General features: G+C 74.9%; 12 protein-coding genes. All 12 read right to left on the minus strand.

Going from position 1 to position 13,339, the window contains the following annotated elements:
- Positions 1-30 precede the first annotated feature (30 nt).
- The 12 genes from EST54_RS24740 to EST54_RS34150 are packed head-to-tail and all read right to left on the minus strand — an operon-like array spanning position 31 to position 13,246.
- Positions 31-2,124, minus strand: a complete 2,094-nt coding sequence (locus EST54_RS24740) for a hypothetical protein (RefSeq protein WP_129249929.1) — start codon at positions 2,122-2,124, stop codon at positions 31-33.
- Positions 2,121-5,246, minus strand: coding sequence for a putative baseplate assembly protein (locus EST54_RS24745; protein WP_129249930.1), 3,126 nt, complete (start codon positions 5,244-5,246; stop codon positions 2,121-2,123). The genes EST54_RS24740 and EST54_RS24745 overlap by 4 nt, the downstream gene beginning before the upstream one ends.
- A complete protein-coding gene (locus tag EST54_RS24750; RefSeq protein ID WP_129249931.1) occupies positions 5,243-8,197 on the minus strand; it encodes a putative baseplate assembly protein in 2,955 nt (984 codons plus the stop codon). The genes EST54_RS24745 and EST54_RS24750 overlap by 4 nt, the downstream gene beginning before the upstream one ends.
- Complete coding sequence (locus tag EST54_RS24755) at positions 8,194-8,556, minus strand: GPW/gp25 family protein (RefSeq protein WP_129249932.1); 363 nt, start codon at positions 8,554-8,556, stop codon at positions 8,194-8,196. The genes EST54_RS24750 and EST54_RS24755 overlap by 4 nt, the downstream gene beginning before the upstream one ends.
- A gap of 4 nt (positions 8,557-8,560) precedes the next feature.
- Entirely contained in the window at positions 8,561-8,914 is a 354-nt protein-coding gene (locus EST54_RS24760; RefSeq protein ID WP_129249933.1) for a hypothetical protein, read from the minus strand.
- An 18-nt stretch (positions 8,915-8,932) separates the two neighbouring features.
- Positions 8,933-9,466: a phage baseplate assembly protein V gene (locus tag EST54_RS24765; RefSeq protein WP_129249934.1), complete on the minus strand. Its 534-nt coding sequence runs from the start codon at positions 9,464-9,466 to the stop codon at positions 8,933-8,935.
- The gene (locus EST54_RS24770; RefSeq protein WP_129249935.1) at positions 9,463-10,581 is read right to left on the minus strand and encodes a hypothetical protein; all 1,119 of its coding nucleotides are present in this window, start codon (positions 10,579-10,581) and stop codon (positions 9,463-9,465) included. The genes EST54_RS24765 and EST54_RS24770 overlap by 4 nt, the downstream gene beginning before the upstream one ends.
- Entirely contained in the window at positions 10,578-10,907 is a 330-nt protein-coding gene (locus tag EST54_RS24775; RefSeq protein WP_129249936.1) for a LysM domain-containing protein, read from the minus strand. The genes EST54_RS24770 and EST54_RS24775 overlap by 4 nt, the downstream gene beginning before the upstream one ends.
- A 30-nt stretch (positions 10,908-10,937) precedes the next feature.
- Positions 10,938-11,579: a hypothetical protein gene (locus EST54_RS24780; RefSeq protein WP_129249937.1), complete on the minus strand. Its 642-nt coding sequence runs from the start codon at positions 11,577-11,579 to the stop codon at positions 10,938-10,940.
- Positions 11,580-11,610: 31 nt separating this feature from the next.
- Positions 11,611-11,916, minus strand: coding sequence for a hypothetical protein (locus EST54_RS24785; RefSeq protein WP_129249938.1), 306 nt, complete (start codon positions 11,914-11,916; stop codon positions 11,611-11,613).
- Entirely contained in the window at positions 11,913-13,100 is a 1,188-nt protein-coding gene (locus EST54_RS24790) for a DUF4255 domain-containing protein (RefSeq protein ID WP_129249939.1), read from the minus strand. The genes EST54_RS24785 and EST54_RS24790 overlap by 4 nt, the downstream gene beginning before the upstream one ends.
- On the minus strand, positions 13,097-13,246 hold the full coding sequence (locus EST54_RS34150) for a hypothetical protein (RefSeq protein ID WP_154074036.1): 150 nt from the start codon (positions 13,244-13,246) through the stop codon (positions 13,097-13,099). The genes EST54_RS24790 and EST54_RS34150 overlap by 4 nt, the downstream gene beginning before the upstream one ends.
- Positions 13,247-13,339: the final 93 nt, after the last annotated feature.

Raw genomic sequence — 13,339 nt, forward strand, 5'->3', positions numbered from 1 at the left:
GCGCTCCGAATGGGGAGGGATACAAGCGGATCAGGTGGCGAAGAACAGTGCCGCGTCGCACCCCGCAGGGGTGTACTCGGCCAGGCGGGTGCGCAGGTTGTCCTCCCGCTGGGACCGGAAGAGGTGGTGCAGCGCGCCGGGTTCGGAGCCGTCGTCCGCTCCCCGGCGGATCTCCTCGGCGCAGTCGTCCGCGAGCTCGACGTAGTGCGGCATTCCGTACCGTCGGCCGGCGAAGCGCAGGACCACGCGCGCGGGGTCGCCGGACTGCTCGGGCTGGCAGTGCGACCGGGCCGGTGTGCGTGAGCCGGGCGGCAGCCAGCAGAACCGCACCGCGCCCTCGGCCGTGCGGGCGACCCGGACCTCCCCGTCCAGCAGGCAGTTGTCCAGCACCTCCACCGCCTGAACGTGCACCGTTCCGATGACCGTGGTCCGGCACGCCGTGAGGCGGACCGGTGCGGGGCCGTCGTCGGCGCCCCGCAGCGCCGCCACGTCCCGGTGGGTCGCGTCCAGCACGCTGTCGTACAGCACGACGGGGTGCGGTTCGTCCGTGCCGTCCGGGCTCGCCACCGCGATCGTGCCGAGGACGCTGCGGTGCACCTCGGTACGGACCGGGCTGTCGACGATCTCCAGGCTCGGCATCCCGGACGCCAACGGGACGCACCCCGGGCCGAGTTGACGGCCGGGAACGAGAGTGCAGTGCCGCACGAGGAGCCGTCCCACCGGCCCTTGGACCTGGATGCCTCCGCCGGTGACCAGGAAGCCGTCCAGGACGATCCGCGGCAGTGGGTCGGTGCCGGAACCACTGCCGGTGCCCGTGATCCGCAGGTTCCGTGTGTCGTCGTGGAAAGGGGTGCCCAGCCTGATGACCGGGCGGACCCCGTCCACGGCCCGGAGGGTGAGGCGATCACCCCGGTCGAGGAGGACGTCCGTCAGATCCTCGGTGACGCCGTTGCCGAAGACCTCGATGACCGCTGCGGCCTTGCCGGGGTGGGCGCGTTTCTCCGCGCGCCAGCGTGCGAGCGCCTCGCCGATCGTCCCGTGGTCCCGCCCCGTGCCGACCCGGTAGTGGACCTCCGCACCGGTCGGGGCGGAGTCCGGCCGGGCGTACTCGCCGCCGCCGAGATCGCCGACGAAGGAGTGGTGGTAGCTCACCCACACCCGGCCGTCCGTTCTGTCTCCGGGCGGCAGGACGAGACGGCCGAGGACGGGATCGACGGCCGCCCGGCCCGCTCCGGGGCGGTAGTGCCAGTCCGACAGGTCGGCGGCCACGATCCGGTCCAGCGCCACCGGCTCGCGGCGCTCCTCCGGTCCGGTCCACAGGCACAGGCTCTTGCCCGGCCCGTAGTAGTCGCAGAGCCGCTCGGCCAGCGCCCGGCGCCGGATCGGCGCCGGCACGTTGGTCTCGTCCGCGGTGTGGCAGGGCGACGGCTCGGGCACGGGCCTGGTGACCAGACGGGTGTCGATTCCCAGTACGTGGAAGGCGTAACAGCCCCGGTCCGCATCCAGGCAGAACGCCGGGGCCCGGGTCACCGCGTACGTCCGCGACCGCCACACGTGCAGCCCGACCCCGCCGAGTCCGTACCTGCCCGGACGCCGGCCGGACCCGGTGCCTGCCACCTCCACCGTGTGCGCCAGTTCGTCGAAGGGGCCGCCCAGACGGTCCAGGGCGTCGACCCGGCGCACGTTCACCAGGCCGCCCTGGCCGAGCCGGCGCCGGTCGACCCGGCTGTTCGACGCGTAGCGGCGCACCGGCTGGGTGATGCTGAGCAGCCGGCGGTATTCGACGGCGCGCGCGGGCCAGTCCGCCACGCCTGCCGCCAAGTCCTCCAGCAGGGCGAGCGTGCCCTTGCGGCGGCGGTTGACCACGGTCTCCGCGACGTCGCGCCGGGGAACGGCGGTGGCCCCCGGCAGCACCTGGTAGCCGACGAGATCGCAGAGGTAGAGGACGGCCCAGTCGTCACACGTCTCGATGAACCAGTTGTCGTAGAGGCGCTCGATGTCCGCCCGGACGACATCCGCCTGCTCGGCGATGACGTCCAGCAGCGCGTACAGGCGGCGGCCGCCCTCCGCGTCGAGTCTGCGGTGCAGCGCGGGCAGCAGCTCGTACCACTCGTCGGGTGTCATGGGATCCTCCGCAGGACCAGGGTCTCGGGCACGGCCGGGTCCAGCAGCGCGAGTTGGGCGGGCCGCAGCACGGATCGCGCGGCCTCCGGTGGCGCGTCGCGCACCGCGCGGTACCCGGCAGGGAGGGCCGGGACGCACGTGGCCACCGAGGGACGGCCGGCGAACCGGACGATCTCGCATGCCTCGGTGCTCTCCGGAAACCCTCCGAAGGCGTCCACGGTGACGAAGTCGACGCCGGGCGCCGCCTGCGCGGCGGCCACGGCGGTGCTGAGGAAGGCCGGTTCGGCCAGTTCCGCCGCCGCGAAGCCCAGGGCGGCCGTCAGCGCGTCCCGGACCCGCTGCTCCACCTTGTTCGGGCGGTGCCCGGGTGCCGTACGGACACCGAGCGCCAGCACCAGCCGTACCCGTTCGCAGTGCTCGACCCGAACTGCCAGAGCGGGGTCACCGCACCGGGCCATGGCCGTGCGCAGGGCCGTCAGCAGCGGTGCGGCGGCGTCCGGCGAAGTGGCGTCCGGCGAGGCGGCGGCGATGGTGACGTGCACGACGGGGCGGGAGTCGGCCGCGCACCGGCGCGCCACGGCCTTGTCGACCCCGGCGAACGCCCGGGCGAAGTCCTCGTGGTCGCGTACGGACACCAACCGGTCGAGCGCGGCCGGCCGCACGAGGAGCGGCCGCCGCAGCTCGTCGGCTCCGTCGGCGTCCGCGCCACCGGCGGCGGGCAGCGGGTTGGTGACCCCGTTGACCCCCAACGGCCGGTCGACCAGCTGGTTGATCTGCCCGGCCGCGACATTTCCCGCGCTGCCGCCCCCGACCCGGTAACGGGCCGTCACATTCTCCCTGCCGGTGGGCAGCCGCGCGCCGCGGCGGCCGTCACCGAACTCGACGGCCGCCGCGCCGTCCACGCCCGCGCGCAGCTGGTACGCCCGGGCGGCCGGCTCCTCGTCGGCGAGGTCGGCGGACGCCCGCCACACCACGTCGTCGACCAGGACGGTGAGCGCCTCCCGGCCCCCGTCGGGCGTCGCCGACGGCATCCAGGCAAGCGGGCCCCGCCGCAACGGGAAGACCTGCCCGGCTCGGCCGGCGTCCCCGCTGCCGAGGACCTCCTCGCACGTCTCCCCGGCCGTCGCCGGGACCACGTTGCCGTGGACGACGAGCGTGTCGCGCCGGTAGGCGTGCGTCAGCGGCGCGTCCAGCAGGAGCGTCGTGCTGACGCGGTCGTCGAAGGGCGTTCCGTCGAAGCCGTGCCGCACGCCCACGAGCACCGCGAGTTCGGCGCCCGGCACCCCCGTGCTCCGGCCGCCCGCCGAGGCGTCCTCGACGGCGATGTCGGTGCGTTCCCCGGCCACGATCAGCGGCCGGCCGGGCGTCAGTCCCTCGTGGACCCCGTCGAGCCGGATCGTGTCGCCCGCAACGGCGGACGGGTCGGGCGAGGGCGCCGGGACCAGCGGTTGACCGGCGGCCCACACCGTGGTGGCGCGGCGGGCCGTGATGTCCCCGGTGTTGTCGGTCCAGGGCCGGTCCAGGCGCAGCCGGGTCACGCGCAGGGCGTACTGCTCGTCGGCGACGGCGAGTTGGGCGACCTCGGTGACCTTCAGCACGCGGGTGGGGGAGTCGTCCGCCCGCCGGACGGCGATCCAACTGCCCGGCAGGATCTCGTCGTAGACGGAGTCGAGCAGCAGCACGTCACCGGAGAGCTGTTCGGTCGCCTCCGCCGCGTGCGGCGCGGCCGCGTGCAGCAGCCGCCGCACGCGCGCGTCGTCGGGAAGGGTGGCGCCCATCGGCGTGGCCTTCACGCGGAAGCACCACACGCCGGGCGGCGGGGCGGTCGACACCGAGACGACGCCGAGCGCGCGGCCCAGGGAAGCGCTCACGTCGGTGCCGCCGTCGGCCAGCAGCCGGGGGAGCGCGTCGGACCCCGCGCCGAGGACGTCGGCCACGCCGGCGGTCCCACCCGCGGGGGCGTGGTGCCGCCCGATCGCGTGCAGCAGGGGATCGAGGGCATGCAGGATGTGCCGGCCGGCGCCGGCGTGGTCCTGCAGCAGGGCCGCGCGCTCGGCCGAGCCGTCGGGCGGAGCCGGGGCGGCGCCGGCCGTTGGCTCGGCGATCTGCCGGGCGGCGGACTTGATCGTGGCGATCCGTACGGCCGCCCGTTCGATCAGCGCCTCGGCCTCGGGAGGCCGGGGCGCACCGGCCGGCCACTCCCGCAGCGCGCGGAGCTTGCGGTCGAGCGAAGCGGCCAGGGCGTCCGGGTCGCGCAACTCCTTGGCCCGGTGCCGCACTTCCCGCATCAGCTGGAGCAGGTCCTCCAGCGGACCTCCCGACGGCAGCCGGGCCGCGGCCTCCTCCCCGTCCTCGCGCAGCGCCTCGACCGCGTTGCGCAGCTGCCGGGGCGCGTCGGGCACCTTCAGCAGCACGGTGGTCCGCCCGTGCGCGGGGTCGGGCCGGGCGCTGTCCACCAGGCGGGTCAGGTTCAGGCGCGGGTCGTCGTACGTGAACAGCAGCCGGTCGCCGGGGCGCAGGGTGTGCTGGACCCCGGCGATGTCGAGGGACGGCATACGGGCGGCGACGTCAGCGGTCAGGGACGGCGGCCGGGTGGTGCGTACGGGAAGCCGGTTCCATTCGGCGCGGGCGACGAGGTCCTCGCTGGTCTCGTAGGTCTGCGGCAGGCCGCCGGGGGCCGGCCGGCTGGTGACCCGGGACCCCGCCGGGACGACCGTCCGGGCGCCCGCATCGAGGGTGTAGGCGAGGTGGGTGGACGCGGCGAGGGAGGGCCGCTGCCGGTGGCCGACCAGGCGTCCCAGCCGCACGAGCGAGGCCTGTTCGGTGGCGGTGCGCAGGTAGCCCTCGTCGGCGATCCGTTCCTGATAGAAGGTCAGCACGTCGGCGAGTACGGCGAAGGCGTCCAGCAACGCGAGGGAGGGGTCGTCCGGTTCACGGGTGGTGAGTCCGGCCAGGGCGGTGTTTCCCGCCCGGGGCAGCCGGGCGAGCATCGCGTCGAGGAACGTTTCGTACGTGCCCACGCGGTACCGCAGCGCGGGCAGCCCGGGCCGGTTCCACACCGGAGCGGTACGGGGGTCCCGGCCGTCGGTACGGGGGCCGTGGCCCTCGGGGGAGCCGGTCATCGTCCTCCTCTCACACGCAGCACGAGGCGCCCGTTCTCCGGGTGGGCGGCGTCGGCATCGAGCCGGGCGATCTCCAGCGGGCGCAGTCTCAGCTCCCCCGTCGGCGGCACGTCCACGCCGGCCGCCGTGCCCTCGCCCGGCGCATGGAGCCGGCGCAGCCGGGTCACTTCGGCGTTGCGGACACCGGGCACGCTCATGCACAGGGCGATCAGTGCGCCGGCCCGGACCGGGGTGCCGAACGTCAGCGCGTCGGGATCGAAGAATCCCGGGCCGCCGTCGGGCCCGCGCCCCGGCAGCAGCCGGCGCAGCAGCTCCGCGCGCACGTGATCGGCGATGGAGTGCGGGCCGACCAGCACGTCGAGGGCAACGTCTAGCGGCACCTGCACGGCGGGACGCGTCACCACGTCGTGCCCGATGCGGCGGAAGCGGTGCAGGGAGGCGCGCACCTCCTCCAGGAGGCGGGGCGACGGATCGGGGGCCCCGAGGGGGTCCACCGCCACCTCGGCCTCGTACCAACTGCCGTTCCAGCGCAGCGTGGCGGCGGCCCGCTGCACGTCGGAGCGGCCGGCCGCCAGGGTGGCGTAGTCCTCCGCGGTGACGGCGCGCAGCAGCCCGCGGAACGGTTCGCGGGGGGCGGCGAGCCGTGCCTCGGCGACCGGTTCCGGGTCGGTTCCGCCGGTGGCGGGCAGCGGGTTGCGCACCCCGGTGACGTGTTCCAGGGCACCGGGGACCCGGGAGGCGATCCGGTTGACGGCCTCCGCACCGATGTTGCCCTCCTGCCCGTTGCCGATGCGGTACTCGGCGCACAGCCGCGTACCCGGGCGGGGCGCGGCTCCGCTGCGGCCGTCGCCGAATCGGAGCGCGAGCACTCCGTCGTCGTCGGTCTCGCCGACCACATGACGGTCGCACGGTCCGCTCGCGAGGAGGTCCCGCCGGGGTGTCCAGGGCGGCCCGGCGTCGTCCCCGTCGACCCCGTCCTTCGGCGGGTGCAGGCGCAGCGCGGGCACGGCCTCGCGGGGGTCGGGCCGCAGGGCGCCGCGCACCGAGCCGTGCAGGGCGGGATTGTCCGGGTGGACCGCCCATGCGGCGGCCCGGCCCCAGGTCTGGGCCAGTTCCCAGCCGGTGTCCTCGGGGTCGAGCACGTATCCGGACCGGGCGCGCCGGTCCAGGGCGTCCAGGCGGCGCAGCTTCGGTTCGAGCAACTCGTCGAAACGGGACAGCAGTCGTCCGAGGACCCTGCCGGGATCGTCGTCGGACAGGCCGCGCAACTGCCGCTCCCCGAACAGGACGTCGAGAAAATCCCGGTCCTCGTCGGACAGCGCGGTCACCGAGTGGTGGAGATCGCGCAGCCGGTTCCGGGCTCGGGTGGCCAGGCCCGTCAGCTGCCGGGCCTGTGCGGCGGCGAGGTCCGCGGGCCGGGGATGGGGCGGCGACCAGGTGACGTGGCGGCCGCTCAGGGTCGTCACGAAGGGGCGGGCACGGCGGGCGGCCGCGGCCGTGCGCGGACCGCCGTCGGCGTCGCGGGACGATACGGCGGCATCCGGCCCGACGGCGTCGCCGGGCGCCGGGGCGGCGTCCTGCCCCTCGGCCGGCCCGGGCACTTGGATGATTTCCTCCCCGCCACCGCCGGACAGCCAGGTGTTCTCGATGCCCTGCTCGACCAGGAGGGCGTTGCCGCAGGCGACGGCGGTGGGGCGCGGGCGGCCGGGGCCGTCGGCCGGGCCGACGCGCAGCGGAAAGGTGAGCGCGTCCTCGTCGGCCCACTCCACGTCGACGAGCAGCGTGCCGGAGGCCGGATCGACGTCCGGTGTGACGCGGGTGAGCCGGACGGCCTGCCGCCGGGCGGGGTCGGGGCCGATGCCGCGGTCGCCTCCGGAACCGGGCCCGACGCCGCGGTCGCCTCCGGAACCGGCCACCTCCTCCAGGACGAGCAGGTCACCGGGGACCAACCGCAGGGCGCGTTCCGTGCCGTCACCGTCCAGCAGGCCGGCGCGGGTCGCACCGGCCGGCAGGTGCGTCTCCGCCCGGCTGCCCGGGACCAGCGGGATGCGGTTGTGCTCCGGGCGCAGCACCATCTCCCGGCGCTCCATCGGCCGGTACACCGGGCGCCGGCTGGTGACCAGCAGGTCCAGGGGCAGCACCGGCCCGGCCGTCTCCGGGGTGCCGTCCACCGGGAACGCCGTGAAGGCGAGGTCGGCGGTCCGCACCGGCACCGCGGCGTCGGTCTGTACGCAGACGACCGCACGGGCCGCGCAGCCCTCGTGCATGGGGTAGCCGACGAGGCGGGCGTGGCGCCGCACCGAGGTGCGCAGCCGCGCGGTGTCGAGGTAGGCCTCGGTGGCCACGGCGTCCTGCTGGTAGCTGAGTTGGTCCCCGACGTACGCCAGGAGTTCCACCAGGGTGACCCAGACATCGGGCGCCCGCCGCTCGGTCCACTTCGGCAGCGTGAGCGCGAGCCGTTCCAGCAGCAGGCGCCGGAAGCTCGCGAAGTCCTTGGCCAGATAGTCGATGGCCGGGGCGGGCCAGGCGGAGGGGCGAGGCGCCGGCTCGGGGGACGGTGCGGGGGCCGGCCCGCGGTCGGTGGGGTGGAAGCGGAAAGCGGCCCGGTCGCGGCCGCGACGGAAGCCGCTGCCGAGGGCGCGCAGCCGGTAGGTGGACTCGTCTCCCGGCCGGTCCAGCGTCAACGTCAGACGGTTCGCCGGACTGCCGCCCGCCTCCGCCGAGGTGTGCCGTACGACGCGCAGGATGCGGATCTCGGTGACCCGCTGCCCGCCCTCGACCCGGAAGCTGTGGCGGTCCAGGCGGGCCGGGAGGGTGCCGGAGAAGGTGACGGTCAGCGTGCGCCGCCCGGCGTCCACCCGCACCTGCTCGATCCCGGCGACCTCCTCGTACGCCGTCGCGCCGCCGCGGTCCCCGCCCCGCGGGCCGCCGGGCTCGCTCGTGACGGTCATGCCGGCGTCCCTTCGCGGACCGTCAGGCTGCCGCGCTCCCCGGTGGCCGTCAGGGCGTAGGTGACGTGCACGACCAGGGCGGAGTCCTCGCTGCTGACCGTCAGGGACTCCACCGTGAGCAGGTCGCCGAGCCAGCGCTGGAGGGCGGACTGGGCCGTCATCTCCACGGTCGCCGCCAGTTCCGGGCTGTTCCCGGCGAAGACCAGGTCGAGCAGCCCGCAGCCGAAGTCAGGGCGGTTGACCCGCTCCCCGGGGGTGGTGAAGAGCACCTGCTTGACCATGTCGCGTACGTGTCCGTCGTGCTCGACGTGTGCGGTGCGGCCGCGGCTGTCGACGCGGTACGGGAAGCCGATGTCCATGCGGTCACATCCCCGAGACCCTGTACTGCAGGGCCATCACCATCGGAGGGTTGGGCGGCGGCGTGCCGACGCCCAGCGCCGGGGCGAGGCTCGGCGCCGGCGTCGGTTGGAGCAGGACGGGCACGCCCTGCACGAAGACCCGGCCGGCGGTCTGGAGCCAGGTGACGCTGGTACAGGGCGGAGCCCCCAGCGACGTGGCCGGGAACGAGCACCCGGCCACCAGAAACGTGTCGGAGGCGGTCGCGACGGGCAACGAGCCCACCAGAACCCGCTGCTGGGAAGGCGCCGGGATGGTGACGTTGCCGGGGGGATGGGCGCACATCATGGTGGCGCCGTAGTGAAGCAGCAGTCCGGGCATCGGTTTCCTCGCTCTTCCTCACTGCACCATCAGAGCGCCGCCGTTGATGATGACCTGGTTGCCCGCGAGCTTGATGCTGGCTCCTTCGGGCCCGCCGCAGGAAATCTCGATGGACATTTTGCTGATGTGGATGAACGGCCCGTTCTTGCCGTCCAGTTGCAGTCTGATCCCGCCCGCGGGTCCGCGCTGGTCGCTGATGACCAGGGCGCTCTGGGAGGGAGTGGCGAGGACGATCTGCGGCGTGCCCGGATCCGCCGACTGGGCGGCCGACGGCACATCCCCGGGCCCGCCCCGCCAGAAACCCACCCACACCGGCCGGTCGGGGTCCCCGTCGAGGAATTGCACCCACACCCCCGCCCCGGCCGGCGGCACCACGTACATGCCGCAGTCCGGCCCGGCCAGCGGGGTCAGCGGAGCCGCCCACACGCAGACGTCCTCACCCAGCACCTCCGGGACCCGGACCTGCAGCAGTCCCGCCCTTGACTCGTCCACGGCGGAGACCACGACGCCCTGGTACAGGCCCTGCCACTGCCGCACCGTCTCCACGGTCATGGGCTCACCACCTGGGTGTCGGAGACCAGGCCGTCGCGCGCCAGGGTGAAGTGCTGCCGGTACGTGCTCCTGGTGAGGTCGTGGGTGACACCGCGCACGAGGTAGCTCCCGTCGTAGGCGGGCCCGGCCCCGCGCACGCCCACGAGGTGGTGGGCGCTGAGCACATGGCCGTAGCGCAGCACGTCCAGCGTCCCCTGGGCGGTGACCGGGTCGCCGGACACCTCCCGGCCCAGCCCGGCCAGCCGGGCCTGGGTGAGGGACCGCCCGGTCTGGCCGGTCAGCGGCCGCTCGCACAGGGCCGGGGCCGGCTGCGCGGCCAGATTCCGGCGCAGCACCTGTGGTTCGGGCGGGACGACCTCCGAGACGTCCCGCGAGCCGGGGTCCACATGGTGGGTGACGTACCGCGTGGCGGACAGACCGTCGAAGGCGAAGCTCAGCTCCTCGACGTTGTCCGCGGCGCCGCAGTCCGTGGTGAGGGCCGGCTGCGCGTCACCCTGGCGTTTCTGCGGGCCCCAGTAGGCGGTGCTGAGCCCCGGCTCCGGCCCCGGTTCGAGGTGGAAGACGTGTCCCACGTCGGCGGCCGTCGCGCGGAGGTAGGCCAGGTCGGTCGCCACCTGCACGGGGATCGCCACCGCCGGGTCGGGCTGGTCGGTGAGGACCGGCGGCACGGCCAGCGGGGTGATCCCGTACTGCGCGTACCGGGCGCACACCGTCACCGCCCGCAGGTGGGGCGGCAGCCCGGGATAGGCGCGCCGTACGTGCTGAAGGTCCATCAGCAGCGACAGGTCCTCGCCGGTGACCGTGAGGAACGACGAGCCGGGCGCCTGCCCCGCGTGCACCTCCTGACGGGTGATCACCCCGTCCATGAGCACCTGGCAGCGGCCCGCGAGGACCACGGCCACGACGACGCGCTTCTTCACCCCGAGTGCTCCGCCGGGCATCACCGCCTGCCGCAGCGGAGACCGGGGGCTCACGGCCAAGGTCAGCTGGAAGCCGTTCGTCACGCCGGAGGCGGAAGTGACCCGCACATGGTGCAGGGCGTCCATGAGCGCGGCGGGGGCGGGCTCGGGCACCGTGTCACCGGTGAGCAGCATCAGATGCAGACTGGACGTCATGGCCGCCCGGTTCCGTCGGAGGCGCGGCCTCCCGGCACGCCGGCGGGCAGGGTGAGGCGCAACCGCCGGCCCGGCACCGCCGTCAACGACGCCGGCCACAGGGCCCGGCCGGCGTCGGCGATCCGCCAGAACTGTTCCGGGTCACCGTAGTGATGGGCCGCGATCCGGTCGAGCCGGTCCCCGGCCGCCACGACGTGCACGCCGACGGCTGCCAGCTCCTCCGGCTGCGGCAGGAACCGGCGCCGCAGGTGGCTGACCCGCCGGCCGTCCGGGAGGGTGTGCACCGTCGTGGGAATCCCGTGGTACCTGCTGCTGGGCTCGAACATGTTGTCCTCCTCGGGGTCATCGCGCGCCGTTCACCCGCCCGGGTAGCCGACCGCTCCGGGGCCGTAGCCGACCAGTGCCGCGAACCGCTCCCTGCCCTGCTGGTAGCGCAGGTACAGCCCGCCCGCCTTGTGGGCGAAACCGACATCGTCGACGGTGAGCACCCGCACCGTCAGCGACACCCGGGCCCGGACCGGGTTCAACTGCCCGTCGTAGGCCTCCTCGGTCACGGCGATGTCCATGATCCGCACCGGCAGGACCCGGCGCGGGCCGAGCACCAGCACCGGCAGCGGGGCCTCCACCGGCGCGATCTCCAGCAGGCCCCGGGAGGCCAGCTCGTGCTGCTGCGTGAGCTGGTCGCTCGTGGGGCAGATCGCCAGCTCCAGGGCCGACAGCGCCCCGAACAGACCGGTGTCCGCGGGTGGTTCGGGACCGGCCGTCGAGGCCCACTGGTCGGCCGCGTCGAATTCCGCGTCGATGTGGAAGGTCTCCCGGGGCGGGCCGTGCAGCCGCAGCGCCTCCAGCCGGTCCCCGGGGTCGTCACCGATGCCCTGCGGCCGAAGTGTGCGGGTGAGCTGGTCGGGGTTGTACTGGAAGGGCACGACCCGCAGTACCTGTCCCCGCTCGGGGTCGAGGAACACGAATCCGCCGCGGTGCGGCGCGGGGGTGGTCATGCTGCTCGATCACCTGCTGTCGGTCGTGTCCTCATCGCGGCTCTCCCGGTTGCCGACGCGGCTCTCCCGGTGCCCGTCGCGGATCTCCCGACTCGCCGGAGTACAGGGCGTGGTGGACGGCGTGGGCGATGCGGCGGCCCAGGGCGGCGGGGTCCGCCTCGGCCCTCGCGGTGGCGCGGTGGACCTGCCGGTCGCGCGGCCCGTCCACGGGCGCATGCGAGATCAGCTCGGCGAGTTCCGCCTCCAGGGCCGCGCGCACCGCCGCGGCCTGCGCCGGACCGTTCGCGGTGTGCAGCACCAGCCGTCGGATGCGCAGCTCGACGCGGGGCGCGCTCACGTGATCACCACCGCCGTGTCCGCGTCGAACCGCTCGGCCAGGGCGTCGACGAGCGGGCTGTCCACCCCGTCGACGCGCAAGCGGAGCGCGTACCGCCCGGGAGCGCCCCGGGCCAACCGGAACCGCAGCGTCCCGGTGGGCTCGGTGAAGAGTTCGGCGGGCACGGGCAGATCGCCCACGAGCAGCTCGACGCGCTGCCCGGGATGGACCCGGGGCGCGCACTCCACCGTGAGTTCCACCGCGCCGCCGGCGTCCCGAGCGGTGGCCAACGGCAGCCGGCCGGTGAGGCGCGGGGCGACGTCCACCGACCGGGAGCCGGTGGTGCGTTGGCTGCCGTCGGCGGCGGTGAGGACCAGGACGACCTGCCAGCGGCCCGCGCCGTGATCCTTGCCGAGCACGGCACGTACGGTCCCGGCACCGGTCACCCGCGCCGGCAACTCCACGGGCCCGCCGAGCACGGGGTGCGTCAGGCGGACGCTCACCGCCGCGGCGTCGAGGCCACTACAGGTCAGCTCCAGTTCGGTGTTCGGGGCGGCGACCGCTGGGCGGACGGCATGGAGGGCGGGCCAGGGGGCCGCGACCGACGCGGCGGCCTCGGGGCCACGGTCGAGTTTCCCGCGGCGCAGCACGGGCAGCGGGGTCCGGCCCGGCACCGTGCTGTCGATCAGAACGATCCGCGCCTCATAGGCGACCGTGAGCCGGCCGCCCATGCCCAGCGCCCGCCACAGCCGCGTCAGCTCCTCTGTGCTCATGACGGCCGGGGTGATCCGCACCGGTTCCGGCTGCTGGTGCAGGTCGCTGAAACCGGCCGCTGCCCTCAGCTCGTCGGGCGGCAGGACGGGCCGGTCGTGCAGGGCCGACACGGCCGCGCCGAGCAGGAGTTGAGGGACGGTGGCCGCGGCGTCGGCGGGCGCGCGGCAGCTGAGCAGATAGTGCAGGACCAGGGGCAGTGGCGGACGGTGGGTCTCACCGGGCCGGGCACCCACGGGGTCGGTGTTCCGCCAGGCGCCGTCGACGGTCGTCCGGTAGAGGAACACGTTCAGCTCGGCAGCGGTCGGCTCGTCGGCGGCCTCGCGGGGCGCGTCGGCCGTCACCACGGCGTCGGGAACCGTACCGCTCACGGCGTCCTGGAGCAGCGCACGCAGGGTCTCCGTCGCCGCCGCCACGGACCGGCAGTCGCTCACGACCGCCTCCCCGAGAGGTACGCGTCGAGGCTCAGGCGGGGCAGCCGCCGGGGGCCGGGCCGCTCCGCGCTCGACGGGGCGACGGTACGCACGTCGACCCGGTCGATGGTGATCCGTACGACCGTTTCGGGCACCTCGCTGTCCAACGCCCGCTTTCCGACCGGCCGTTCTGCGGCTGCCGGCTCTACTAGCGGCCGCGCGACGGACGAGGGCGGGCCCGTGGGCGGGGACGGGGCGAG

This window comes from Streptomyces sioyaensis, assembly GCF_004122735.1.
GTDB classification, from domain to species: Bacteria; Actinomycetota; Actinomycetes; order Streptomycetales; family Streptomycetaceae; genus Streptomyces; species Streptomyces sioyaensis.